This is a genomic window from Bradyrhizobium tropiciagri, from assembly GCF_018130545.1.
In the GTDB taxonomy this organism is placed as follows: Bacteria; Pseudomonadota; Alphaproteobacteria; order Rhizobiales; family Xanthobacteraceae; genus Bradyrhizobium; species Bradyrhizobium tropiciagri_A.
The window spans coordinates 405,455-429,248 of sequence record NZ_JAFCKF010000001.1 but is presented as its reverse complement, the minus strand read 5'-3'; the positions used below and the strand labels follow the sequence as shown (position 1 = coordinate 429,248).

22 protein-coding genes are annotated in these 23,794 nt (G+C 64.5%); 13 read left to right on the top strand and 9 right to left on the bottom strand.

Annotated elements, in window-relative coordinates:
* Nucleotides 1–93 precede the first annotated feature (93 nt).
* Entirely contained in the window at nucleotides 94–1,059 is a 966-nt protein-coding gene (locus JQ616_RS02075; protein WP_212011848.1) for a tripartite tricarboxylate transporter substrate binding protein, read from the bottom strand.
* Between the two features lie 388 nt (nucleotides 1,060–1,447).
* On the opposite strand from JQ616_RS02075, the gene JQ616_RS02070 reads away from it, so the two are divergent.
* From JQ616_RS02070 to JQ616_RS02040, 7 genes are all read left to right on the top strand, one after another.
* Nucleotides 1,448–1,864, top strand: a complete 417-nt coding sequence (locus JQ616_RS02070) for a hypothetical protein (RefSeq protein WP_212011846.1) — start codon at nucleotides 1,448–1,450, stop codon at nucleotides 1,862–1,864.
* Entirely contained in the window at nucleotides 1,861–2,724 is an 864-nt protein-coding gene (locus tag JQ616_RS02065) for an alpha/beta fold hydrolase (RefSeq protein WP_212011844.1), read from the top strand. The genes JQ616_RS02070 and JQ616_RS02065 overlap by 4 nt, the downstream gene beginning before the upstream one ends.
* A 28-nt stretch (nucleotides 2,725–2,752) precedes the next feature.
* Nucleotides 2,753–3,664: an amino acid ABC transporter substrate-binding protein gene (locus JQ616_RS02060; protein WP_212011842.1), complete on the top strand. Its 912-nt coding sequence runs from the start codon at nucleotides 2,753–2,755 to the stop codon at nucleotides 3,662–3,664.
* A 181-nt stretch (nucleotides 3,665–3,845) separates the two neighbouring features.
* Nucleotides 3,846–4,577, top strand: a complete 732-nt coding sequence (locus JQ616_RS02055; RefSeq protein WP_212011840.1) for an amino acid ABC transporter permease — start codon at nucleotides 3,846–3,848, stop codon at nucleotides 4,575–4,577.
* Between the two features lie 2 nt (nucleotides 4,578–4,579).
* Nucleotides 4,580–5,272: an amino acid ABC transporter permease gene (locus JQ616_RS02050; protein WP_212011838.1), complete on the top strand. Its 693-nt coding sequence runs from the start codon at nucleotides 4,580–4,582 to the stop codon at nucleotides 5,270–5,272.
* Between the two features lie 18 nt (nucleotides 5,273–5,290).
* Nucleotides 5,291–6,022: an amino acid ABC transporter ATP-binding protein gene (locus JQ616_RS02045; protein ID WP_212011836.1), complete on the top strand. Its 732-nt coding sequence runs from the start codon at nucleotides 5,291–5,293 to the stop codon at nucleotides 6,020–6,022.
* Between the two features lie 215 nt (nucleotides 6,023–6,237).
* Complete coding sequence (locus JQ616_RS02040; protein WP_212011835.1) at nucleotides 6,238–7,098, top strand: D-amino-acid transaminase; 861 nt, start codon at nucleotides 6,238–6,240, stop codon at nucleotides 7,096–7,098.
* Between the two features lie 241 nt (nucleotides 7,099–7,339).
* Here JQ616_RS02040 and JQ616_RS02035 read toward each other — a convergent pair whose 3' ends face one another.
* The 3 genes from JQ616_RS02035 to JQ616_RS02025 form a co-directional block, all read right to left on the bottom strand.
* Nucleotides 7,340–7,798, bottom strand: coding sequence for a carboxymuconolactone decarboxylase family protein (locus tag JQ616_RS02035; RefSeq protein ID WP_212011833.1), 459 nt, complete (start codon nucleotides 7,796–7,798; stop codon nucleotides 7,340–7,342).
* Between the two features lie 30 nt (nucleotides 7,799–7,828).
* The gene (locus tag JQ616_RS02030) at nucleotides 7,829–9,448 is read right to left on the bottom strand and encodes an MDR family MFS transporter (RefSeq protein WP_212011831.1); all 1,620 of its coding nucleotides are present in this window, start codon (nucleotides 9,446–9,448) and stop codon (nucleotides 7,829–7,831) included.
* Nucleotides 9,449–9,772: 324 nt separating this feature from the next.
* The gene (locus JQ616_RS02025) at nucleotides 9,773–10,921 is read right to left on the bottom strand and encodes an HlyD family secretion protein (RefSeq protein WP_212011829.1); all 1,149 of its coding nucleotides are present in this window, start codon (nucleotides 10,919–10,921) and stop codon (nucleotides 9,773–9,775) included.
* 143 nt (nucleotides 10,922–11,064) lie between these two features.
* On the opposite strand from JQ616_RS02025, the gene JQ616_RS02020 reads away from it, so the two are divergent.
* The 4 genes from JQ616_RS02020 to mctP all read left to right on the top strand — a co-directional run bounded on the left by JQ616_RS02020 (nucleotide 11,065) and on the right by mctP (nucleotide 15,063).
* Entirely contained in the window at nucleotides 11,065–11,976 is a 912-nt protein-coding gene (locus JQ616_RS02020; RefSeq protein ID WP_212011828.1) for a LysR family transcriptional regulator, read from the top strand.
* A 280-nt stretch (nucleotides 11,977–12,256) separates the two neighbouring features.
* Nucleotides 12,257–13,228 (top strand): tripartite tricarboxylate transporter substrate binding protein, encoded by a 972-nt coding sequence (locus tag JQ616_RS02015; RefSeq protein ID WP_212011827.1) that lies wholly within the window; start codon nucleotides 12,257–12,259, stop codon nucleotides 13,226–13,228.
* A gap of 148 nt (nucleotides 13,229–13,376) precedes the next feature.
* Nucleotides 13,377–13,562 carry a DUF3311 domain-containing protein gene (locus JQ616_RS02010; protein ID WP_163160910.1) on the top strand — a complete coding sequence of 62 codons (186 nt, stop codon included), beginning with the start codon at nucleotides 13,377–13,379 and terminating at the stop codon, nucleotides 13,560–13,562.
* A 10-nt stretch (nucleotides 13,563–13,572) separates the two neighbouring features.
* Entirely contained in the window at nucleotides 13,573–15,063 is a 1,491-nt protein-coding gene (gene mctP, locus JQ616_RS02005) for a monocarboxylate uptake permease MctP (RefSeq protein ID WP_212011826.1), read from the top strand.
* Here the strand turns inward: mctP and JQ616_RS02000 are convergent.
* Complete coding sequence (locus JQ616_RS02000; RefSeq protein ID WP_212011825.1) at nucleotides 15,034–18,510, bottom strand: indolepyruvate ferredoxin oxidoreductase family protein; 3,477 nt, start codon at nucleotides 18,508–18,510, stop codon at nucleotides 15,034–15,036. The two genes, mctP and JQ616_RS02000, sit on opposite strands and share 30 nt — an antisense overlap.
* 156 nt (nucleotides 18,511–18,666) lie before the next feature.
* Between JQ616_RS02000 and JQ616_RS01995 the strand changes: the two genes are divergently transcribed.
* The gene (locus JQ616_RS01995; RefSeq protein ID WP_050403758.1) at nucleotides 18,667–19,122 is read left to right on the top strand and encodes an Lrp/AsnC family transcriptional regulator; all 456 of its coding nucleotides are present in this window, start codon (nucleotides 18,667–18,669) and stop codon (nucleotides 19,120–19,122) included.
* Between the two features lie 108 nt (nucleotides 19,123–19,230).
* Here the strand turns inward: JQ616_RS01995 and JQ616_RS01990 are convergent, their stop codons facing one another.
* Nucleotides 19,231–19,728, bottom strand: a complete 498-nt coding sequence (locus JQ616_RS01990; RefSeq protein WP_212011824.1) for a hypothetical protein — start codon at nucleotides 19,726–19,728, stop codon at nucleotides 19,231–19,233.
* Nucleotides 19,729–19,803: 75 nt separating this feature from the next.
* The gene (locus JQ616_RS01985) at nucleotides 19,804–20,217 is read right to left on the bottom strand and encodes a hypothetical protein (protein ID WP_249136329.1); all 414 of its coding nucleotides are present in this window, start codon (nucleotides 20,215–20,217) and stop codon (nucleotides 19,804–19,806) included.
* A gap of 125 nt (nucleotides 20,218–20,342) precedes the next feature.
* Between JQ616_RS01985 and JQ616_RS01980 the strand changes: the two genes are divergently transcribed.
* Complete coding sequence (locus tag JQ616_RS01980) at nucleotides 20,343–21,263, top strand: LysR family transcriptional regulator (protein WP_212011823.1); 921 nt, start codon at nucleotides 20,343–20,345, stop codon at nucleotides 21,261–21,263.
* 358 nt (nucleotides 21,264–21,621) lie between these two features.
* Here the strand turns inward: JQ616_RS01980 and JQ616_RS01975 are convergent, their stop codons facing one another.
* On the bottom strand, nucleotides 21,622–22,407 hold the full coding sequence (locus tag JQ616_RS01975; RefSeq protein WP_212011821.1) for a fumarylacetoacetate hydrolase family protein: 786 nt from the start codon (nucleotides 22,405–22,407) through the stop codon (nucleotides 21,622–21,624).
* A gap of 12 nt (nucleotides 22,408–22,419) precedes the next feature.
* Nucleotides 22,420–23,784, bottom strand: a complete 1,365-nt coding sequence (locus tag JQ616_RS01970; protein WP_212011819.1) for an LLM class flavin-dependent oxidoreductase — start codon at nucleotides 23,782–23,784, stop codon at nucleotides 22,420–22,422.
* Between the last annotated feature and the right edge of the window lie 10 nt (nucleotides 23,785–23,794).

Genomic DNA, 23,794 nt, shown 5'->3' with positions numbered 1-23,794 from the left:
GGGGCGACGGTGCCCGTGTCCATCCTTCGAGGCGCGCAAACGCGCGCACCTCAGGATGACGCCAGTACTCGTGGTAAGCGCAGTTCGGTTTCTTTACTTCTTCGCCAGCCCGAGCGTGTCGATCACCTTGCGCTCTGACTCGGTGACCTCGACCACGAACTTCTTGTAGTCCTCGGTGTTCTTGTAGTTCGGCACCATGTCGTATTTGGCGAGGGTTGCGATCACTGCGGGGTCCTCGATCGCCTTCTTGAAGGCGTCGTGCAGCTTGGCGACGATCTTGGGATCCATGCCCTTGGGGCCGGCGATGCCGAACGGCGAGTCGTAGATCATGGGATAGCCGAGCTCCTTCAGCGTCGGCACGTCGGGATAGTTCGGCGAGCGCGCGCCGGTCCACACCATCAACAGGCGGAGCTTGCCGGCGTCGACCAGCGGTCGCCAGCCGGTGGAATCGGCCTGCAGCATGGTGTGCTGGCCGAGCACCGCGGCGTTGGTCTCGGCGCCGCCCTTGAACGGCACCTGGGTCAGCTTGACGCCGGCCATCAACGCGATCTGCTCCATGCCGACATGAAGCGAAGTGCCGGTGCCCGGCGATGCGTAGGTCACCTTGCCGGGATTCTTCTTGGCGAAATCGACCACGTCCTGCCAGGTCTTGAACTGCGATTCCGCATTGGTCGTGACGCCGAACGTGTAGCCGGTGAGGTGCACGATGTAGGAGAAATCCTTCGCCGGATCCCACGACACTTCCTGCATCAGCGGCAAGCGGAATACGGTGATCGGGATCTGCGCGATGGTGTAGCCGTCGGGCTTGGCGCCCGCGGCCATCGTCGCCGGGCCCACGGTGCCGCCGCCGCCCGCCTTGTTGTCCACCGCGATCGGCTGGCCCAGCACCTTGGAGGCGCTCTCGGCGATCGCGCGCATCGAGATATCGGTCGAGCCGCCCGCCGGCCACGGCACGATCAGCGTAATCGGCTTGGTCGGATAATCCTGTGCTTGCGCTGCAACCGACACCAGCATGCCGGTGGCGGCGAGCAGGACCATCAAGCGATTGCGCTGCGACATCTCGTTTTCTCCCTGTGGCCGCGTTCGATCGCGGCCGCGTCTTGTTCGGTGTTGGCAATGATCGTCCCTGTCATCGCGGGGACACACGGCGCATTGGACAGAACGCGGCGGGCAACGGAAGAGCGAAGGCGCCAGCTGCGACAATTGGCCTGCCGCGCTTTGCCACGCCCTGCCGAGCCGCGGAATTCAATCGGTCTTTGGTCTGACGGATTGGCAGTTTCTGGCAGCATGCGGAGAGGGCGCGGGGGCGGCGCCCTGACCGGCAAGCCGCGTTTGGTCAAGCAAATTATCCAGGGAACCCAAGGGCATCCGAGGGCATCGGCGCCTTGCGGGATGACGCCCTTCCGGTCATCATGGGCTTATCCGCCGCAGGAAACTTCCCCGACTGATGACGCTTTCGCCCGACGCCACCGACAACGCTGTGACGACGGCGTTTGCCGGCCTTCCCGCATTGCTCGACCAGACTCCCTCGCTGGTTGCGCGCGGGCGGCTGCTCGATTGCGACTGTCTGCTCGGACCGATGGCACGGCCGTATCATGCCGCGATCCGCACCGGGCGCATCGTCGAGCTCAAGCCTGCACCGGTCCTGATGCGCTCGTGGCGCTTCGCCTATCGCGCGACGCCGCAGGCCTGGGCCGCCTATTGGCAGGCCGAGCCGAAGCCCGGCTGGCATGATCTGCTGGCGCTGACCAAGCGCGGCGAGGCGGTGCTGGAAGGCGACCTCTATCCCTTCATGACGCATCTGCAATACTTCAAGGACCTGCTGGCGCTACCGCGGCAGCATTTCGCGGCGGCCGCATCATGAGCGGCACCATCATGAACGGCCACATCGAGCCGATGGTCGGCCGCTACGTTCATGTCGAGATCGGCGGCGAACTGCACCGGATCTATTTCGAAGAGAACGGTAAGGGCATTCCGCTGGTCTGCCTGCACACGGCCGGATCGGACGCGCGACAGTGGCGGCATCTGCTCGCTGACGCGCAATTTGCCGAAAATTTCCGCATCATTGCCTTCGATATGCCCTGGCATGGCAAGTCGAATCCGCCGAAGAGCTGGACCGGCGATGAATACCAACTCACCACTGCGCGCTACACCGAGACCATCCGCGCCTTCTGCCGTGCACTGCGGCTGGAGAAGCCGGTCGTGATGGGTTGCTCGATCGGCGGCCGCATCGTGCTCAACCTTGCGATCGAGCATGCCAGCGAGTTCCGCGCGCTGATCGGGCTCGAGGCTGCCGATTTCCAGACGCCGTGGTACGACACCGACTGGCTGAACCGTCCGGACGTTCACGGCGGCGAAGTCTGCGCCGCGCTGGTGTCGGGGCTCATTGCCCCGCAGAGTCCACCAGCCGCGCGGATGGAAACGCTGTGGGCCTACAAGCAGGGCGGTCCCGGCGTGTTCAAGGGCGACCTGTATTTCTACCGCGTCGACGGCGACCTGCGCGGCCGGGTCGCGTCAATCGAGACTAAAGTATGCAACCTCTATCTCCTCACGGGCGAGTATGATTTCTCCTGCACGCCCGAGGACACGAGGCGGACCGCAGCGGCAATAGGGGGCGCCAGCGTCACGATCATGGAGCAACTCGGTCATTTTCCGATGAGCGAGAATCCGGAGCAGTTTCGCCGCTACATCGCACCCGTCCTCGCCGACATTCTCATGCAATAAATCGACGTTTCCACGAAGGAGTAGACGTATGACACGCAAATATCTCATCGGCTTCGCGCTCGCCGCCGCGCTCGGCGCGAGCCAGGCGCAGGCCGAGGAGCTGACCGGAACGCTGAAGAACATCAAGGACACCGGAGCGATCACGCTCGGCTACCGCGATTCCTCGATTCCGTTCTCCTACCTCGACGACAACCAGAAGCCCGTCGGCTACGCCATGGACATCTGCTACAAGATCGTCGACGCCGTGAAGAAGGAGCTCAAGCTCGACAAGCTCGAGGTCAAGCTCAATCCGGTGACCTCGGCGACCCGTATCCCGCTGATGGCCAACGGCACCGTCGACCTCGAATGCGGTTCGACCACCAACAATGCCGAGCGTCAGAAGCAGGTCTGGTTCACCAATACCCACTTCCTGACCGCCAGCCGCTACGTCTTCAAGAAGTCGAGCGGGCTGAAGTCGATCGACGACCTGAAGGGCAAGACGGTGGTCTCGACTGCCGGCACCACCAACATCAAGCAGCTCACCGAAGCCAATGTCGCGCGCAATCTCGGCGCCACCATCATCCCGGCCAAGGATCACGCCGAAGCCTTCCTGATGGTCGAGACCGACCGGGCGGTCGCCTTCGTGATGGACGACATCCTGCTCGCCAGCCTCGTCGCCGGCTCGAAGTCGCCGGGCGACTACGTCATCTCCAAGGACGCGTTCTCCAAGCCGGAGCCCTACGGCATCATGCTGCGCAAGGATGATGTGCCGTTCAAGAAGGTCGTCGACGCCGCCACTGCGGCGCTCTACACCAGCGGTGAAGGCGAGAAGATCTACGACAAGTGGTTCATGCAGAAGATCCCGCCGAAGGGCCTGACCCTCAACGTCGAGCTCGGGCCGGAGCTGAAGCACGAATTCGCCAAGCCGTCGGACTCGCCGGATCCGGATTCGTACAAGTAAGCCGCCGGGGCCCGATGGTTCGAGACGGCGCGGCGCGCCGCCTCACCAGAGGGTCCGAAAATCAAGGTGTCCGGCCATTTTTGGAGGAGAATGGCCGGGCATTTGCATATCGTCTGCGCATCGCGTTTGGATGCGCAGACGTTGCCGTCTGGCGTGAGCGGCGCGATCGCGTGGGGGACCCGTGAACTATAATTGGAACTGGCACATCTTTCTCGAGCCGAACCCGATGGGGACCGGCACCTATCTCGACCTGTTGCTGTCGGGACTGGTGGTCACCGTCAAGGTATCGGTGCTCGCCTGGATCATCGCGCTGGTGTCCGGCTCGGTGGTCGGCGTGTTGCGCACATTGCCGTCGCGGACCGCGTCATGGATCGGCTTCTGCTGGGTCGAGTTCTTCCGCAACATGCCGCTGCTGGTGCAGCTTTTCCTGTGGTTCTTCGTGCTGCCCGAGTTGCTGCCGAGGTCCGCTGGGCTGTGGCTGAAGCAGTTGCCGAACGCGCCGTTCTGGACCGCCGCGATCGGCGTCGGCTTCTTCATGTCGGCGCGCGTCGCCGTGCAGTTGCAGGCCGGCATCACCTCGCTGCCGCGCGGGCAGAAGCAGGCTTCAACCGCGCTCGGCCTCACCACGGTGCAGACCTATCGCTACGTGCTGCTGCCGATGGCATTCCGCATCATCCTGCCGCCGCTGACCTCGGAATTCCTCAACACCATCAAGAACAGCGCGGTCGCCATCACCATCGGCCTGGTCGAACTGACCGGCGAAGCTCGCTCGATGCAGGAATTCTCGTTCCAGGTGTTCGAGGCCTTCACCGCCGCAACCGTGCTTTATCTTCTTCTCAATTTCGTCGTGGTGACCGCGATGCGCTTCCTCGAGCGCTATGTCGCGATCCCCGGCTACATCACGGGCAAGTGACGATGATCGGTAATTTCGATTTCGACGTCATCCGCCGTGCGCTGCCCTATCTGTTCCTCGAGGGCATGCGCTTCACGCTGACCTTGACGGCGCTTGCAGCTTTCGGCGGCCTCGTGTTCGGCACGATGATCGCCCTGATGCGGCTGTCGAGTTACAAATGGCTCGGGCGCATCGCCGGCCTCTATGTCGACTTCATCCGCTCGCTGCCGCTGGTGCTGGTGATCTTCTGGTTCTACTTCCTGGTGCCGTATATCGGGCAGTGGCTGACCGGCGCGTCGCGGCCGATCACGGTCGGCGCCTTCGCCTCCTCGCTGATCACCTTCATCGCATTCGAGGCGGCCTATTTCTCCGAGATCATGCGCGCCGGCATCCAGTCGATCTCCAAGGGCCAGCCGGCCGCGGCCAGCGCACTCGGCCTGACCTACGCGCAGTCGATGCGCTATGTCGTGCTGCCGCAGGCGTTCCGCAACATGCTGCCGGTGCTGCTGACGCAGACCATCGTGCTGTTCCAGGACACCTCGCTGGTCTACGTGTTGTCGATCACGGATTTTCTCGGCGCCGCCAGCAAGGTCGCGCAGCGCGACGGCCGTCTGGTCGAAATGTATCTGTTCGCCGCCGTTGTCTACTTCGTCATCTCCTGTGTCGCGTCCTTTGGCGTCCGCCGCCTGCAGGCGCGGATCGCCATTGTTCGCTGAACAACAAGCTGAGCCATCATGATCGAGATCAATCACGTCAATAAATGGTACGGCCCGACCTTCCAGGTGCTGAAGGACTGCACCACCAGCGTCGCCAAGGGCGAGGTGGTGGTGGTCTGCGGCCCGTCCGGCTCGGGCAAGTCGACGCTGATCAAATGCGTCAACGCGCTGGAGCCGATCCAGGGCGGAGATATCACGCTCGACGGCGTCAAGGTCAATGATCCCAAGACCGACCTGCCGAAACTGCGCTCCCGCGTCGGCATGGTGTTCCAGCACTTCGAGCTGTTCCCGCATCTGCGCATCATCGACAACCTCCGCCTCGCGCAGGAGAAGGTGCTGGGCCGCAAGCACGGCGACGCCACCGCCAAGGCCATCAAGCTTTTGGAGCGCGTCGGGCTGCAGGATCATGCCAAGAAGTACCCGGCCGAGTTGTCCGGCGGCCAGCAGCAGCGCGTCGCGATCGCACGCGCGCTGGCGATGGACCCGATCGCGATGCTGTTCGACGAGCCGACCTCGGCGCTCGATCCCGAGATGATCAGCGAGGTGCTCGACGTCATGGTCGACCTCGCCCGTGAGGGCATGACCATGATGGTGGTGACCCACGAAATGGGCTTCGCCAACAAGGTCGCCGATCGCGTCATCTTCATGGACCGCGGCGAGATCGTCGAGGACGCCAAGAAGGCCGACTTCTTCGGCACGCCGCGCAGCGACCGCGCGCAGAAGTTCTTGTCTAAGATCTTGCAGCATTAGGCCTGAGCTGAGGCGCAAGCCCTTCCCATCGTCATTCCGGGGCGCGCGTAGCGCGAGCCCGGAATCCATCGGGCCGCATCGTCCAAGGTGCAATGGATTCGGGGCTCGCGCCAAGTGGCGCGCCCCGGAATGACGGCGTCTATGGGGTTTTCCCCCGTTAACAATTTGCGTATACGAAAGCCCAGAACTCCCCCTTCGTCCGCAGGAGAACTCGCGTGGAAAAGATCGCTTACGTCAACGGCTCGTTCGTGCCGCACTCCGAGGCCAAGGTCTCGGTGTTCGACCGCGGCTTCCTGTTCGCCGACGGCATCTATGAGGTGGCGGCGGTGCTCGAGGGCAAGCTGATCGACAACGCCTCGCATCTGGCGCGGTTGAAGCGTTCGGTCGGCGAGATCCAGCTGGCGCTGCCCGAGACGTTGGAGCGGATCGAGGAGATCCAGAAGGAGCTGGTGGCGCGCAACAACCTCGTCAACGGCATGGTCTACCTGGAGGTGACCCGCGGCGCCGATAAGGGACGCGATTTCCCGTTCCCGAAGGCCGACGTCAAGCCGACGCTTGTCATGTTCACCTCGGAAAAGGACATCATCAACGCGCCCTCGGCCAAGACCGGCATCAACGTCATCACGGTGCCCGACATCCGCTGGGAGCGGCGCGACATCAAGAGCGTGGCGCTGCTCGCGCAGGTGCTGGCCAAGCAGGCGGCGGCCGCGGCCGGCGCCGGCGAGGCCTGGATGATCGAGGACGGCAAGATCACCGAGGGCGGCTCGTCCTCGTCCTTCATCATCACCCAGGACGACGTCATCGTGACCCGGCAGAACGGCAATGAGATCCTGCCCGGCTGCACCCGCAAGGCGGTGGTCAAGCTCGCCGAGGAGCGTCAGCTGCGGATCGAGGAGCGCGCCTTCACGGTCGCGGAAGCGCTCGCCGCCAAGGAAGCCTTCATCACCAGCGCCTCGGTGTTCGTGCAGGGCGTGGTCGCGATCGACGGCAACAAGGTCGGCAACGGCAAAGTCGGCCCAATCACCGACCGCCTGCGCGAGATCTATGTCGAGTTCGCCCGCGCGACGGGGGTTTAAGGCCGCGCCGCACTTTGCGCTGTCATCGCCCGGCCTCGACCGGGCGATCCAGTATTCCAGAGGCCGCGGTGCTTGAACCGAGAAGTCGCGGCGTACTGGACGCCCCGCATGAAGCGGGGCATGGCAGCCTTGTTGGGCGGGTTAGCGAAGCGTAACCCGCCGTTGCCGCCTCATAGCAGAATCGTCCGGAAGGCGGACGGTGGGTTACGCCTTCGGCTAACCCACCCCACGGTCGGTCGTGTCACGCCGCGACCTTCACCTTCACCGGATGCACCGCGCGGAAGCCGATGGCGATCCGGTTCCAGGCGTTGATGGCGCCGATCAGCGTGGTCAGGTTGACCAGCTCGCTGTCCGAGAACTGGGCGTGGACCGCCTCATAGTCGGCGTCGGGCGCATGCGTGTCTGCAATCAGCGTCAGCGCTTCGGTCCAGGCCAGCGCCGCGCGCTCGCGCTCGGAGTAGAGCGGCGACTCGCGCCAGGCGTTGAGCAGATAGAGCCGCTGTTCGGTTTCGCCATGCTTGCGGGCGTCCTCGGTGTGCATGTTGATGCAGTAGGCGCAACCGTTGATCTGCGAGGCGCGGGTCTTGACCAATTCGATCAGCGATTGCTCGAGGCCGCTCGCGGTGATCTGGCCTTCGACGGCAACCAGCGCTTTAATCGTCTCGGGGGCCGCCTGGTAGAAGTTCATCCGGGGTTTCATGGTCGTTCTCCTTGGTTGAGTTGGGAATTGCTAGTGCGCACCACCGCCGCCAGCGAGCTGGCCCGGCTTCTTCAGGAACAGAGTCGCGACCAGCGCGATGATCAGCGCCACGCCGAGCAGATAGAAGGTGTCGCTGAAGGCCAGGATGTAGGCCTGCTTCTGCACGACATTGCCGACTGCGGCGATCGCGCGATGTGCGGCGGCGGCCTGGTCGGCGACGCCGTGGTTCATGAAATACTGCGTCATCTGCGCGATCCGGGTGCGGGTTGCCTCTTCCAGCAGCGAGACCGATTGCATCAGCACGTTGGAATGATACTGCTCGCGCTTGGTCAGCAATGTCTGCAGCGCGGCAATGCCGATCGCACCGCCGAGATTGCGCATCATGTTGAACAGCGCCGACGCCGATCCGGCATTCTCTGCTTCAATCCCGGCCGTCGCAACTGCCGACAGCGGGGCGAATGCAAGCGCCTGACCGACCGCACGGACCACGTTCGGCCAGAGCAGCTGATCGGCGGCATAATCGTTGGTCATGTAGATGTTCATGAAGTTGGAACCGGCGAACAGCGCAAATCCGACACCGATCACGATGCGGGGGTCGAAGCGCTGCATCAGCTTCGGCACCAGCGGGATCAGCACGAGCTGCGGCAGGCCGGTCCATGCCAGCACCATGCCGATCTGCTCGGCGTTGTAGCCCTGGATGCGCGCCAGATACTGCGGCAGGATGAACACCGAGCCGTACAACGCGATGCCCATCAGGAAGTTGGCCAGCATGCCGAAGCCGAAATTGCGGCGGGCGAGCAGGCGCAGATTGAGCAGCGGCTTCTCGACGGTGAATTCGACGATCAGGAAGGCTGTCAGCGAGACCGCTGCGATGACCGACAGGCGGACGATGAAGGGGGAGCCGAACCAGTCGTCCTTGTTGCCCTCTTCCAGCACGGTTTGCAGCGCGGCAAGGCCGATCGCCATGGTGATGATGCCGAGCCAATCGCCCTGGCGGATCAGCGACAGCTTCATCGGGCTCGGATCGAGCGAGACATACAGCATGGCGATCATCACGGCGCCGGGCACCAGATTGACATAGAAGATGTACTGCCAGCCCCAGTTCTCGGTGAGATAGCCGCCGATGGTCGGGCCGATCGCCGGCGCGAACGTCGCCGACAGCGCGAACAGTGCTAGCCCGATCGGCTGCTTGGCCTTCGGCAGCAGCGTGATGATCAGCGTGAACGCCATCGGGATCAGCACGCCGCCCGTAAAGCCCTGCACGGCGCGCAGCGCGATCATCTGCGGAAGGTCCTGCGCCAGCGCGCAGGCCGCCGAGAACACCAGGAACAGGAATGCGTTGGTCAGCAGATAGAGGCGCACCGAGAACACCCGGGCAAGCCAGCCGGACAGCGGGATCACCACGATCTCGGCGATCAGATAGGAGGTCGAAATCCAGCCGCCATCATCGATGCCGGCGCCGATGCCGCCCTGAATGTCGGCGAGTGAGGCGTTGACGATCTGGATGTTGAGCACCGCCATGAACGCGCCGAGCGTGGCGCCGATCACCGCGATCCAGGTCCGGGTCGAGACTGTGGGTGTCGCCGGCGTGGCGGGTTTGGCGAGATCGGCCGTGTTGGCTGCATCGGCTGTGGGCTGGAGCGCGGTCATCGGGGTCGTCCTTGCTGGCCCCAACAACATGTATTAGGCGGCGCCTTTCGATAATCCGGGAAAGAGTGGAAGGATTGTCCGGCTGAAGTTGATAATCGCGAGCTGAGCACAGCTGTCAGGCTCCCTCTCCCGCTTGCGGGGAGCGAGGGGTGGGGGCTCTCTCCGCGAGTCATGGTGTGGAGAGAGCCCCCGCCCGCATCGCATCTGCGATGCAATGCGGCCTCCCCCGCAAGCGGGAGAGGCAAGAAAGTTCGCACACAGCAAAACGCGATCGACCACCGATGCGGTGATCGATCGCGTCAAGCCAGTCGGGAAATGCTTGGCTTACCCGCCGTGCGGCCGCGTCGCCGAAGCAAGCCGCCGCTTCTCGTCGCGATCGGCCAGCACCGCGGCCTTGGTGTCGACGGTCGGGATCGCCGACATGCCCGGCCGCAGCAGGCCGGTGAGGCTATGGTCGTCGAGCACGATCTTCACCGGCACACGCTGCACGATCTTGGTGAAATTGCCGGTGGCGTTGTCGGGCGGCAGCAGTGCGAATTCGAGACCGCTGGCCGGCGACAGACTGTCGACATGGCCTTTCAAGGTCGTGCCGTGGAAACTGTCGACGGTGAGTTCGACCGGCTGGCCGTTGCGCACATGGGTCAGTTGGGTCTCCTTGAAATTGGCGACCACATAGACCGCATCGAGCGGCACCACAGCCATCAGCTGGGTGCCGGCCTGCACGTATTGGCCGACGCGCAGCGTGCGGGCGCCGACCGTGCCGTCGACCGGCGCGGTGATCTTGGCATAGGACAGATTCAGCTCGGCCTGCTGCTCGACTGCGCGGGCGCGATCGACCTGCGCTGCGGCCTGGGCGCGCTGCGTGGTCAGCACGTCGACCTTGCGCTGTGCCGCCGACAGCGCCGACTTGGCGTGCTGCAATTGCGCGCTGTTGGCGCGCAGCGCCGCATCGGTCTGCTGCGCGCGCTGGATGGTGCCGGAGCCGGACTTCATCAGCCCGTCGTAGCGGCTCTGCTCCTCCTGGGCGAATTTCAGATTGGCTTCGGCGGCTTCGACATCGGCGGTGCTCTGGTCGATGATCGGCTGCTGCAATTCGAGCTGGGCATCGAGGTTGCGCACCGAGGCATCGGCCGCGTTCACATCGGCCTTGGCCTGGCCGAGCGCGGTGCGGTAATCGCGGTCGTCGATCTCGGCCAGCGGCTGGCCGGCCTTTACCGGCTGGTTGTCAGTGACCAGCACCTTGGCGATGTAGCCCGACACCTTTGGCGCGATGATCGTGGAATCCGCCTTCACATAGGCGTCGTCGGTCGATTCGAGGTAGCGGCCGGTGGTGAAGTAGTCGTAGCCAAAGTCGGCGGCGACGGCGACGCCGACCAGCGCGGCGAGCCCGACGGCTGCCCGCTTGAGCGTCGCGCGCGACGGGCGTAGGCCGATTTTGCCTGATTCTTCAGGGATATAGGTGGTGGTCGACATGGCATCCTCCGGGTCGAACATTTGCGTCCTTCCAGAAGGGCGCCCATTTCGGCCTCTTAGATGCAATGTCCTGCCTGCTGTGATAATCCCGATTAAACTGGAAGCATTATCAAGCCAGCGCTGATAATCCGGACGTAGCCTGCATGGATCGCCTGACCAGCCTGACCGCCTTCGTCCGGGTCGTGGATGCCGGCGGCTTCTCCGCGGCCGGCCGCAAACTCAACATGTCCACCACCATGGTGAGCAACCATGTGCAGTCGCTGGAGGACCGGCTTGGCGCCCGGCTGCTCAACCGCACCACGCGCAAGGTCAGCCTCACCGAGGTCGGCCAAGCCTATTACGACCGTTGCGTCCAGATCCTCGCCGATATCGAGCAGGCCGACGACGTCGCCGGCGCATTGCAGTCGGTGCCGCGCGGCACGCTGCGCATCTACACTAACACCCATTTGGCGCAGTTCCTGTCGCCCGCGGTGGTCGAGTTCCTGGCGACCTATCCGGAGGTCAAGGTCGACCTCGCGATCGGCGAGCGCAATGTCGACCTGATCGACGAGAATTACGACCTCGCGGTGCGGATGCTGCCGCCGCCGGATTCCAGCCTGATCGTGCGCAGCATCGCTACCTGGCGGCATGTGCTGTGCTGCTCGCACGGCTATGTCGAACAGCACGGCAAGCCCGCGCAGCTCGCCGACCTCGCGGAACGCAACTGCATCCGTCACGTCAATTATCCCTATGGCGACGACTGGCATTTCGTCGACCGCAAGGGCACGCCGGCCTCGGTGAAGGTCAGCGGCAATCTGGTCGCCAACAGCGGCGACACGCTGCGGCTCGCGGCCTTGGCCGGCGTCGGCGTGTTCCTCGCGGCAGGCTTCCTGGTGCGCGACGAGCTCGAATCCGGCCAACTGGTCCGCCTGCTGCCCGAGTACCGGCCGGTCGAGTTGACCATGAACGCCGTCTATCCGCACCGCCATCATCTCTCGGCGAAGGTGCGCACCTTCATCGATCTCCTGGTGCATCACGCCACCGAGCAGCAGAAGCTGATCAATCCGTATTCGTGAGGGGTGCGGGGCGCGCACGTTTGCGTTTTGCTAGCGCGACGCTACCCCGTCATCCTTAGGTGCGAGCTCTTGCGAGCCTCGAAGGATGAATCGGCCCGGCTGCTGGCCGTCCATCCTTCGAGGGCCGCTGAAGAAGCGGCCACCTCCAGCGACAAAGGCAAAGGCTTTGCGCGGGGATGACGGGACTGGCAGCCCGCGTTCTTTGCGGTGTCATGGCGCCCCGGCATCCCTTGCATGGCGCTCCCGTGTATCAAGGTCGCCTCATCTGCCGGGGCCTGCCATGCCGCTTCGTGTCCTGACCGCCATCCTGTTCGCGATTGCAGCAAACCTGCTGTTGCAGGCGCCGGCACTCGCCGCCTATCCCGACCACATCGTCAAGATCGTGGTGCCGTTCGCGCCGGGCGGCGGCACCGATGTGGTGGCGCGCACGCTGGCGCAGGAGCTGCAGAAGGATCTCGGCGTCACCGTCATCATCGAAAACAAGCCGGGGGCGGGCACCATCATCGGCACGCAGAGCGTCGCGGCGAGCCCGCCGGACGGCTACACGCTGCTGATGGCGACCTTCGCCAACGCGGTCAATCCGAGCCTCTATCGCAAGCTGCCCTACGACGCGCACAAGGATTTTGCCCCCGTGGCGCTGGTGGCGCGCTCCTTCAATGTCGTGGTGGTCAATCCGTCCTCGCCGATCAAGTCGATCGCCGATTTGATCGCTGCCGCGAAGGCCGATCCGGAAAAATTGTCCTACGGGACTTACGGCACCGGCACCTCGGCGCATCTCGCCGGTGAGCTGTTCAAGCACATGGCCTCCGTCAATCTCACCACCGTGCCCTACAAGGGTGCGGCGCCAGGGATCACCGACCTGCTGGGCGGCCAGATCCAGGTGATGTTCACGACGGTCGCAAGCTGTGCCTCGCTGGTCGAGGCCGGGCAGCTGCGTGCGATCGCCGTGACCTCGGCCGAGCGCTCGCCGTCATTCCCGCAACTGCCGACGGTGTCGGAAGCCGGTGTGCCCGGCTACGCCGCGGAATCCTGGTACGGCCTTTACGCACCAGCGAACACGCCGCCCGAGGTCATCGATCGCCTCAACAAATCTGCTGCCAAAGCGGTGCAGGCGGAGGCCTTCAAGAAGCTCAGCGTCAATGAGGGCCTCGTGATGGTGGCGCAGCCCCCGGCCGCGCTCGACCGCTACTTTGCCGGTGAAGAGGCGCGCTGGCGCAAGGTGATCGAGGACGCCGGCATCAAAGCCGAGTAGGCTGCCTGCCTGGCGCAGCGATCACATCTTTTTGCATCGCCATGCCGCAACTGTGATTCTAGACGCAACGAATGGTTCCCGAGGTCGTTGATGACGGGACACCGGCAACCCTGCCGGGTTGGATCACACCCCGGGCTGGGAGAGAGCCATGTGGATTCTGTTGCTGCTGCCGTTCATCGGCTTGCTGTGGGTGCCGTTCTATAATTTCGTCGAACCGTCGCTGTTCGGCTTTCCGTTCTTCTACTGGTACCAGCTCGCCTGGGTACCGATCTCCTCGCTCCTGATCTGGCTGGTCTATCGCAGCCGCCAGCCCGACGCCGACGAGCAGCGGTGAGAGGAGAGCCATGACCGATCATATCGCCTGGGTGGCGCTCTCCGTCTTCATCTTCTTCTTCGCGCTCGTCACCGTGATGGGCTTCTTCGCCGCGCGCTGGAAATCCGGCCCGGTCAGCGAGCATCTCGACGAATGGGGCCTCGGCGGCCGTCAGTTCGGCACCTGGATCACCTGGTTCCTCGTCGGCGGCGATTTCTACACCGCCTACACCGTGATCGCGGTGCCGGCGCTGGTCTATGCGGTCGGCGCCTATGGCTTCTTCGCGCTGCCCTACACCATCATCGTCTATCCCTTCGTATTCGCCGTGATGCCAGTGCTGTGGAAGAAGGCGCATGCCAATGGCTACGTGACAGCTGCCGACGTCGTCCACGGCGCCTACGGCTCGCGTGCGCTCGAGCTCGCGGTGGCGCTGACCGGCCTGGTCGCGACCATGCCCTATATCGCGTTGCAGCTGATCGGCATGGAGGTCGTGATCAAGGCGATGGGCCTGACCGGCGAACTTCCGATCGTCGCCGCCTTCGTGATCCTCGCGCTCTATACTTATAGCTCCGGCCTGCGCGCGCCGGCGCTGATCGCCTTCGTCAAGGACATCATGATCTACATCGTGGTGCTGACCGCCGTGGTCGTGGTGCCCGCGAAGCTCGGCGGCTACGGCGCGGTGTTCTCCGCGGCCAACGATGCCTTCACGGCCAAGGGCGGCGCCACCGGCCTGATTCTGAAACCATCGCAGTATCTGCCGTATGCGACATTGGCGCTCGGTTCGGCGCTCGCCGCCTTCATGTATCCGCACACGCTGACCGGCATCTTCGCCTCGAAGTCGGCGGATACGATCCGCAAGAACGCGATCCTGCTGCCGGCCTATACGCTGCTGCTCGGCCTGATCGCGCTGCTCGGCTACATGGCGTATGCCGCCAACATCAAGGTGACGTCGCCGAACGACGTGGTGCCGACGCTGTTCAAGACGCTATTCCCGGAATGGTTCGCGGGCTTTGCGTTCTCGGCGATCGCGATCGGCGCACTGGTGCCGGCCGCGGTGATGAGCATCGGCGCCGCCAATCTGTTCACCCGCAATGTCTGGAAGTCCTACGTCAATCCGGACATCTCGCATGCCGGTGAAGCGTCGGTGGCGAAGATCACCTCGCTGGTGGTGAAGGTCGGCGCGCTGGCCTTCATCCTGTTCCTGCCGACACAATATGCGCTCGATCTGCAACTGCTTGGCGGCCTCTGGATCGTGCAGACGCTGCCGGCACTGGTGTTCGGCCTGTTCACGGTCTGGTTCCGTGCTGAGGGCCTGCTGCTCGGCTGGGCCGCCGGCATCGGCTGGGGCACCTACACGGCGTGGAGCAACGGGCTGAAGCCACTCGCTAGCATCTCGCTCGGCGATGCCACCTACACCTTCTATGTCGGTCTCGGCGCGCTGTTGCTCAACATCGTGGTGGCGGTGATTGCGACCGTCGTGGTCGGCGTGATCTCACCCGCCAAGCGCGGCGCGGCGGCCTGAGCCGTCGGCTGCGTCTGACGGGGCGGAGGTGAGAAGCGCGGTCAACCGCGCCACCTCCGCCCTGGTCTTTTCGATTGCGGCATCCTTGACCGGTCCATAGCCGCGGATTTCCATCGGCGCCTTTGCGATCGCTGTGAGATCGGGCAACCGCGCGGCGTCGAGCTTGCCGACGATCATATCGATCAGCGCCTCGTACCACGTGATCTGCTCGCGCTCGGCGCGGCGTTCTGCGGTGTAGCCGAATACGTCGAACGCAGTGCCGCGCAGCCCCTTCAGGCCCGCGAGCAGCCGCAGCGGCGTCTGGATCCATTGCCCGAACGCGCGCTTGCGCGGGCGGCCGCGTGCATCCTGCCGCGCCGGGAGGAAGGGCGGTGCGAGATGGTACTGCACTGTGAAGTCGCCATCGAACTCGCGCTTGAGATCGTCGAGGAACCCGGTCTGCATATGCAGCCGCGCCACCTCGTATTCGTCCTTGTAGGCCATCAGCTTGAACAGCGACCGTGCCACGGCGTCGGTCAGTGTCTCGCTGCCAAGCGCGGCCTCGGCGTGGCGGACGCGATCGACCGTGGCGCGGTAGCGCGCGGCGTAGGCCGCGTCCTGATAGCCGATGAGAAAGTCCACGCGGCGCGCGATCATCTGTTCCAGCGTCTCCGGCGCATTGGCCGCAGCACCGTCTGCCTTCGGCAGGAAATCCGGATCGGCAAAGGCGAGCCTGCCCCAGGCCAGCGCCTGCTTGTTGCGCTCGACGGCGACGCCGTTCAGCTCGATCGCGCGGGTCAGCGCGTCCAGCGACACCGGCACCAAGCCCTGCTGCCAGGCAAAGCCGAGCATCATGATATTGGCGTAGACGCTGTCACCAAGCAGCCGCTCGGCCAGTGCATTGGCGTCGATGGCGGAGAGGTTGCCCGACCCGATCACCCGCTCGATGGCGCGCAGGCGAACCGGCGAGGCGAGATCGGCATCGCGGAAGCGCACCACGTCGCCGGTCGGCATCTCCGCGGTGTTGACCACGGCGCGCATGCCCTTGCGGTAGGTGCCGGAGGCTTTCGCGGACGAGCTCACCACGAGATCGCAGCCGATCAGCGCATCCGCTGCGCCCTGGTCGATCCGCACTTGATGCAGCGCGTCGGGTGCCGCCGCCAGCCGCAGGAAGCTCAGCACGGGGCCGAACTTCTGCGCGAAGCCGGTGAAGTCGAGCACCGAGACGCCGCAGCCCTCGAGATGCGCGGCCATTGCGATCAGCGCGCCGACCGTGATGACGCCGGTGCCGCCCACGCCGGTGACCAGCAGATCATAGGGCTCGTCGAGCGCCGCGAACTCCGGCGCCGGCAGCGCGGCAGCGCGCGCCAGCGGATCGATCGCGCTCGCGGTCTTCGCCCGGCGCCTGCCGCCCTCGATGGTGACAAAACTCGGGCAGAAGCCGTTGAGGCAGGAAAAATCCTTGTTGCAGGTCGAGAGGTTGATCTTGCGCTTGCGGCCGAACGGCGTCTCCTTCGGCTCGACGCTGAGGCAATTGGATTCCACCGAGCAATCGCCGCACCCCTCGCAGACGAGGTCGTTGATGTAGGCGAAGCGTGCGGGGTCCTTGATCGTGCCACGCTTGCGGCGGCGGCGCTTCTCGGTGGCGCAGGTCTGCTGATAGATCAGCACGGTGACGCCCGATATCTCGCGCAGTTCGCGCTGCACGGCGTCCATCTCCTCGCGAGGATGGATGGTGACGCCTACCGGCAGGTCGGCCGGCGAAAAGTGCGCCGGATCATCCGAAACCAACGCGATGCGCGACACGCCCTCGGCGCGCACAGAGTGGGCGATCGCCTGCACGCTGACCGGGCCGTCGACCGGCTGGCCGCCGGTCATCGCGACTGCGTCATTGAACAGGATCTTGTAGGTGATGTTGGCATTCGCGGCGATTGCCTGCCGGATCGCCATCGAGCCGGAATGATAATAGGTGCCTTCGCCGAGGTTCTGAAATACATGGCTGTTGCCGGTGAATTTCGACGACGCGGCCCAGTTGACGCCTTCGCCGCCCATCTGGATCAGCGACGAGGTTTCGCGGTCCATCCAGCTCGCCATGAAATGGCAGCCGATGCCGGCCAGCGCCTTGGAGCCCTCGGGCACCTTGGTCGACGTATTGTGCGGGCAGCCCGAGCAGAAATACGGCGTGCGCACAGCGCCCGGCACCGCGATGCTGCGGTCCCGCTCGGGCCTGAGCGCGGCGACGCGTTGTGCCAACCGCAGCTCCGGAAACATTGGGTCGAGCCGCCGCGCCAGCACGTCGGCGAGCATGCGCGGTGACAACTCGCCGGTCCAGGAGATCAGCCGCGCGCCGGTTTCGTCGTGCTTGCCGACCATCCGCTCCGGCTTGGCGCCGGGATAGTCGTAGAAATATTCCTTGAATTGGCTCTCGATGATGCCGCGCTTCTCCTCGACCACCAGGATCTCGCGCTTGCCCGTCACGAACTCCATCGCATCGTGAAGCGCGAGCGGCCACACCATGCCGACCTTGTAGATGTCGATGCCGAAGCGGCGGCAGGCGGCCTCGTCGAGTCCAACCAGCCGCAGCGCCTCCATCAGATCGAGATGCGCCTTGCCCGTGGTGACGATGCCGTAGCTTGCGCCCTTGATGTCGTAGATGCGGCGGTCGATCGGATTGGCTTTTGCAAACGCGTAGACCGCGTGCTTCTTGGCTTCCAGCCGCTCCTCAATTTGCGGGCCCGGCAGGTCCGGCCAGCGATAATGCAGGCCGCCGGGCGGGGGCACGAAATCCGGCTGGATGAAACGGCGCGGGGCGGGCAGCTCGACCGAGGCGCCGGACTCCACGATCTCCGAGATCGCCTTGAAGCCGACCCACATGCCGGAAAAGCGGCTCAGCGCGTAGCCATATTCGCCGAACGCGAGATATTCGCCGACATCGGCCGGATGCAGCGTCGGCATGAACCAGCTCATGAAGGCCACATCCGATTGGTGCGGCATCGACGACGACACGCAGCCATGATCGTCGCCGGCGACGACCAGCACGCCGCCATGCGGCGAGGAGCCATAGGCATTGCCGTGCTTCAGCGCATCGCCCGAGCGATCGACGCCGGGGCCCTTGCCGTACCACAGCCCGAACACGCCATCGACCTCGCGGTCTTTCTGCGTCTCGACCTGCTGCGAGCCGAGCACGGCGGTTGCCGCAAGGTCTTCGTTCACCGCGGGCAGGAATTCGATGCGGCTGTCCTTCAGCAGCTGCTTGATCTTCCACAATTCGAGATCGACGCCGCCGAGCGGCGAGCCGCGATAGCCGGAGATGAAGCCCGCGGTGTTGAGTCCGCTCGCGCGATCGCGCCTGATCTGGTCGAGCGCGATGCGGACGATCGCCTGCGTACCGGTGAGGAAGACGCGACCGCGTTCCCGGCTGTAGCGCTCGGACAACTGGTAGGCGTCAAGCAGCGGCATCTGGCCCATGATCGGTCCCTCGGGGAATCGCGATGTCTGACCGAACAAGGCTATGCCTGCGGGGCTGGTAGGTCTTACCTATCTATTCGTTGTGCGAGCGAAAATCGGCAAAAAATTGCTAGGTTGGCTGTAATTTGGTAAAGTATACCAAATCGGAGCCTCGCGATGGTCGAAGAGCAAGACGAGAAAATCCTTGCCGAACTGCAAAAGGATGGTCGCGCCACCAACCAGCAGCTTGCGGAAACCGTGGGCATGTCGACTTCCGCGTGCTGGCGCCGGGTCCGCGCGCTGGAGGAGGCCGGCGTCATCTCGGGCTATTCGGCGCTGGTGGCGCGCGAGCGCGCCGGCTTTGCCACCTCGGCGATCCTGCACGTCTCGTTGGAGCGGCACGACGTCAAATTCGTCGACGAGTTCGTCGCGCGGGTGACGCAGCGCCGCGAGGTGCTGGAATGCTTCGCGACCACAGGCGACGCCGATTATCATCTGCGCGTCGTCGTGCGTGACATGGACGCCTACAACAGATTCCTCGACGAGTTCATGTTCCGCATCCCGGGCATCCGCCACGTCCGCACCAATGTGATCCTGAAGGAAATCAAGACCGGCGTGGCGCTGCCGTTTTGAGACGACGTGATGGCCCTGCCACATGCTCGCCGTCGTCCCGGCCCCCTTGCGCAATTGCGCACTAGGCCGGGACGACGATGCTGATGCAGTGTTGCGCTTCCACCGATCCTACGCCTCCGCGGCCTTCGCCCGCATCAGGATCATGAACACCATGACATGGCTGACCAGCAGCAGCGGCACGTAGAGCGCCGGAATATAGATGCCGGCGCCGAACAGGCCGGGATCCGCGTTCTTCGTCGCGCCCATGAAGTAGGCGTTGAGAAGATCGAGCGTGCCCCAGATGTTGAAGACCCAGACAATCGGAATCGCGATCGGCCACCGCCACGACAGTGCCGCCATCGCGAACAGCGCGAGAATTGCGGCGGTCAGATCGCCCCAGCCGACCGCGCCGGCAAACACCGGGTTCACTTCCGGCGACACGAAGCCTGTGACCAGGAAGTTCATCCCGAGAAACCGGAAGGCATGGAACGCCGCAAGCAGCCGCAGCGCCTCATGGCGCGGCCAGGTGCGGAGTGCCGGCCAGACATAGGTCACTGCCACCACGGCACTCGTCAGGAATGCTCCGGCGACGCTGAGCAGGAATGGGATGTTGAGACTGACTGGCACGGCCGGCTCCCTTGTGATGATCCGTTCGGTCTGGAAGGTCGAACCCGTCGATCGGGTCCGACCTTGGCAATGAGCTCAGGGCTTGCCGACCAGCAGGCGGAGCGGCAGCAGCGGGCCGACCGCGATGTAATCGTGGTCCATGATGTCGAGCTTGGTCAGCGGCAGGCCTTCCATGATCGCGTGCGCCTCGGCGGTGTCCTTGGCATCGAGCAGCAGCACGACGCCGCGCCCGTCGGATCGCGAATACCATTCACGCACCTTGCCGCCGAGATAGAGCTGCACCGTCTGGCGGATTTCATCCGGCATCACGGCCATCACCTGGTCGCGGGTGACGCCGGCTTTCACGGTAAGGATGACCATCACGCCGGTGGTGATGGTGGAGGGGACTTGTGATTGGGATTGGGCTTGCGCAGGGGAGGGAGTGGTCATGGTGGTAGTGCCTGTCAAAGTGAGGGTGAGGGCGAGGATGGTGTGACGGATGGTCTTCATCGGTCGGATGTCTCCGCTCACGACATCGTCGTGATGTCGCGTGGATCAGCGCAGATCGCGCTGCTTGCTGCTTCGATGTAGGGCAGCTTCCCGTGCGCGACTATTCGCGATAATGTTCACAGGCCATGAAGCAGAACTTCACAGTCCGGCAGGGCGCGCTCGACGGTGTCGAGGCGTTCCTCAGCGTCGCCCAGCACCGCAGCTTTCGCCGTGCGGCGACCGAGCTTGGGGTGACGCCATCGGCGATCAGCCAGGCGGTACGCGCGCTCGAGGCGCGCCTCGGCGCGGTGCTGTTCATCCGCACTACCCGCAGCGTCGGCCTCACCGAAGCCGGCGAGCGATTTTTGGCGCGCGCCAGGCCCGCATTCGAGGAACTGGTGGCCGCGAGCGGCGCGGCGCGCGAGCTCGGGCAGAAGCCGGCCGGGCTGTTGCGGCTCACCGTGCCGCGCTCGGTGGTGCCGATCCTGCTGGAGCCGCTGATCGCCTCGTTCTGCAAGGCCTATCCCGAGATCGAGGTCGAGCTCGCCGCCAGCGAGGAGCTGGTCGATCTCGCTGCCGGCGGTTTCGATGCCGGCATCCGGATGGGCCAGTTCATCAACCCGGACATGGTCGCGGTGCGCCTGACCAAACCGTTCCCGTTCGCGATCGTCGGCAGCCCGGATTATCTCGCGCGCCGCGGCCGGCCCAAACGCCCGGACGATCTGCGCACGCATGCCTGCCTCAGGCTGCGACGCTCCAACGGCGGGCTCGCCCCATGGTCGCTGAACGACAACGGCCGTTCGATCGAGCTCGCCGTGTCCGGCTCCTTCATCGGCCATGACTTCCCGACGCTGGTCGGTGCGGCGCTCGAAGGCGTCGGGCTGGCGCAAGTGCCGGCGCCGCTGATCACGGGCGCGGTGAAGGAGAAAAGGCTCGTTCGCGTGCTGGATGCGTTCGCGCCGACGACCCCCGGCGTGTTCCTCTATTATCCTAGCCACCGCCAGATCATGCCGAAGCTGCGTGCGTTCATCGATCACGTGAAGCGCCGGCCGGCGGCTGTGCGGTGAGAGTACTGCGGTCAACGCCGCGAAGCTGTAACCCCATCTTCAACTGTCATCGCTCGGCTCGACCGGGCGATCCAGTACGCCGCGGCCTCTCGGCTCAAGCACTGCTGTCTCTGGAATACTGGATCACCCGCTTTCGCGGGTGATGACACCGGTGGTGCGGCATTTTGAATCGAGAACTATCTGATCGTCGTCCTGACGAAAGCCAGGACCCATTACCCCAAATCTCAATTGCTGCGCGACGCCGAGGCCACTGTCCCGTTCACGATCGAATGCGGTGGTTATGGGTCCTGGCTTTCGCCAGGACGGCACTGAAAATGAGGCACGCGCGCCAACAATAGCGGAGGTAAAACCACCCGTCTCACATCTTCTCCTTCACGAACCTGTTCCGCAGCGTGCCGATCCCGGTGATGTCGATCTCGACCACGTCGCCTTCCTTCAAGTCAGGCGAGGCGCCGTCGGTGCCCATCCAGATCACGTCGCCCGGCGACAGCGTGAAGTATTTCGACAGCTCGACGAGGAAGGGGACGATGCCGAAGATCATCTCATTGGTGTGGAAGCGGCCGGTCTCCTTTCCATTGACGCGGATCGCGGTCTCCATGCTGTCGAGGTCGACGTCGGTCTCGATCCACGGGCCCATCGGCTTGAAGGTGTCGGCGTTCTTGGAGCGCCACAGGCTGCGGTCCGCCTTCTGCCAGCTGCGCTCGGAGACGTCGTTGCCGATTGTGTAGCCGAACACGCAGTCCATCGCGTTGGCTTCGGTCAGGTGCTTGGCGGTCTTGCCGATCACGACGACGAGCTCGCCCTCGTAATGGATCTTCTCGGTCGCGCTCGCCGGGATCACCACGTTCTCGTCATGGGCGATCAGCGCGTTCTGCGCGCGGTAGCCGATCTCGGGACGATCGGGGACGTTCGGCACCGTGCCGGCCTTGTCGGCGGCCTCCTTGAGGTGCTTCAGGTAGTTCAGCCCGACGCAGTAGAAGGTTCGCGGGATCAGCGGCAGCTCGATCTTGACGTCCTTCAACGCGTGGGTCTTCGACGTCTTGCTCCATTCACCGAACGGATCGCCGGTGACGGTGATGACGGTGTCGCCCTCGACGAGGCCCCAGGATGTATTACCTGCGGCGGTGAATTTCAGCCAGCGCATGATGATGTCCCTTTATTCCGCGGCCTGCGCGCGGGTTTTCCAGGCGCCGGCCGCCGGGCGCTTCAGCCCGAGGTTTTCCCGCAAAGTCGTGCCGGCATAGTCCTTGTGGAACAGCCCGCGCTTCTGCAATTCGGGCACCACGTGATTGACGAAGTCGGCATAGGAGCCCGGCACATAGCTCGCCGCGACCACAAAACCGTCGCAGCCGCGATTGACAAACATTTCCTCCAGCCGGTCGGCGATCTCCTTCGGGCCACCGACCATCGCGTCCTGCACCTGGCCGCGGCCGGAGAAGGTGATGAAGTCGCGGGTCGAGGGATTGGTCTTGCCGGAGGTGCGCAGCACGCCGTCGCGGATGCCGAGCATGCCTTGCATGCCCTGCAATTCCTCCGTCGTCAGCGGTTCGTCGATCCCCTTGGCGCCGAAATCGAAGTTGAGGCCTTCGGCGAGTAGCGACAGCGCGTCGATCTCGAGCGGCAGCTTCTGGATCACCGCCATCCGGTCTTCGGCCTCGGCCTTGGTCGCGCCGGTCACCGGCGTGATCAGGTTGCAGAGGAACATCTGGTCGGGATCGCGCCCGGCCTTGGCGGCTTCGCCCCGTATCGCGTCATAGCCTTGCTTGGCATTGGCGAGGTTGCGTGCCGCGGTGAAGATCACCTCGCCCCAGCGTCCGGCAAAGCGCTGGCCGCGGCCGGACGCGCCGGCCTGGATCACGACCGGATGGCCCTGCGCCGAGCGCGGCACCGTGAACGGGCCGCGCGAGGTGAAGAATGCGCCCTTGTGGTCGAGTCGCTTCACCTTGCTTGGATCGGCAAAGCGGCCTGACGTCTTGTCGATCACCAGCGAGCCGTCTTCCCATGCGTCCCAGTGGCCGAGCACCACCTCCATGAATTCATCCGCGCGGTCGTAGCGGTGATCGTGCTCGAGATGTTGCTCGCGGCCCATGTTGAGCGCCTCGCCGTCATTGACCGAGGTCACCACGTTCCAGGCGGCGCGGCCGCCCGTCATCAGGTCGAGGGTGGCGAAGCGGCGGGCGACGTCGAACGGCTCGAAATAGGTGGTGGACGCGGTCGAGGCGAGGCCGAGCCTGGTGGTGACCATGCCCATCGTGGTCAGCACCACGATCGGGTCCATCTTCACGCATCGGATGCCATATTCGACGGTGTGAGCGTGATCGTTGCCGTAGCGGTCGGGCATTGCGAGGCGGTCGTCGAAGAACGCCATGTGGAACTTGCCGCGCTCCAGGATGCGCGCGATCTCCTGGTAGTAATCCGCGGACATCGAGTCATCGCGCGACTCCGGGTGGCGCCAGGAGCTCGGCAGGTTGGTGCAGTTCTGCGCCTGCAAGAAGCCAACCAGCGCCATTTGCCGTGTCATGTCGTTCTCC

Bases quoted from the DNA above. Each gene is read 5' to 3' on its own strand.
- JQ616_RS02000 (WP_212011825.1), bottom strand. From the start codon at position 18,510: ATGGGCCAGATGCCGCTGCTTGACGCCTACCAGTTGTCCGAGCGCTAC.
- JQ616_RS02025 (WP_212011829.1), bottom strand. From the start codon at position 10,921: ATGTCGACCACCACCTATATCCCTGAAGAATCAGGCAAAATCGGCCTA.
- JQ616_RS01985 (WP_249136329.1), bottom strand. From the start codon at position 20,217: ATGAAGACCATCCGTCACACCATCCTCGCCCTCACCCTCACTTTGACA.
- JQ616_RS02020 (WP_212011828.1), top strand. From the start codon at position 11,065: ATGGATCGCCTGACCAGCCTGACCGCCTTCGTCCGGGTCGTGGATGCC.
- JQ616_RS01970 (WP_212011819.1), bottom strand. From the start codon at position 23,784: ATGACACGGCAAATGGCGCTGGTTGGCTTCTTGCAGGCGCAGAACTGC.
- JQ616_RS02075 (WP_212011848.1), bottom strand. From the start codon at position 1,059: ATGTCGCAGCGCAATCGCTTGATGGTCCTGCTCGCCGCCACCGGCATG.
- JQ616_RS02045 (WP_212011836.1), top strand. From the start codon at position 5,291: ATGATCGAGATCAATCACGTCAATAAATGGTACGGCCCGACCTTCCAG.
- JQ616_RS01980 (WP_212011823.1), top strand. From the start codon at position 20,343: ATGAAGCAGAACTTCACAGTCCGGCAGGGCGCGCTCGACGGTGTCGAG.
- JQ616_RS02070 (WP_212011846.1), top strand. From the start codon at position 1,448: ATGACGCTTTCGCCCGACGCCACCGACAACGCTGTGACGACGGCGTTT.
- JQ616_RS02010 (WP_163160910.1), top strand. From the start codon at position 13,377: ATGTGGATTCTGTTGCTGCTGCCGTTCATCGGCTTGCTGTGGGTGCCG.
- JQ616_RS02015 (WP_212011827.1), top strand. From the start codon at position 12,257: ATGCCGCTTCGTGTCCTGACCGCCATCCTGTTCGCGATTGCAGCAAAC.
- JQ616_RS02060 (WP_212011842.1), top strand. From the start codon at position 2,753: ATGACACGCAAATATCTCATCGGCTTCGCGCTCGCCGCCGCGCTCGGC.
- mctP (WP_212011826.1), top strand. From the start codon at position 13,573: ATGACCGATCATATCGCCTGGGTGGCGCTCTCCGTCTTCATCTTCTTC.
- JQ616_RS01995 (WP_050403758.1), top strand. From the start codon at position 18,667: ATGGTCGAAGAGCAAGACGAGAAAATCCTTGCCGAACTGCAAAAGGAT.
- JQ616_RS02050 (WP_212011838.1), top strand. From the start codon at position 4,580: ATGATCGGTAATTTCGATTTCGACGTCATCCGCCGTGCGCTGCCCTAT.
- JQ616_RS02065 (WP_212011844.1), top strand. From the start codon at position 1,861: ATGAGCGGCACCATCATGAACGGCCACATCGAGCCGATGGTCGGCCGC.
- JQ616_RS02035 (WP_212011833.1), bottom strand. From the start codon at position 7,798: ATGAAACCCCGGATGAACTTCTACCAGGCGGCCCCCGAGACGATTAAA.
- JQ616_RS01975 (WP_212011821.1), bottom strand. From the start codon at position 22,407: ATGCGCTGGCTGAAATTCACCGCCGCAGGTAATACATCCTGGGGCCTC.
- JQ616_RS02030 (WP_212011831.1), bottom strand. From the start codon at position 9,448: ATGACCGCGCTCCAGCCCACAGCCGATGCAGCCAACACGGCCGATCTC.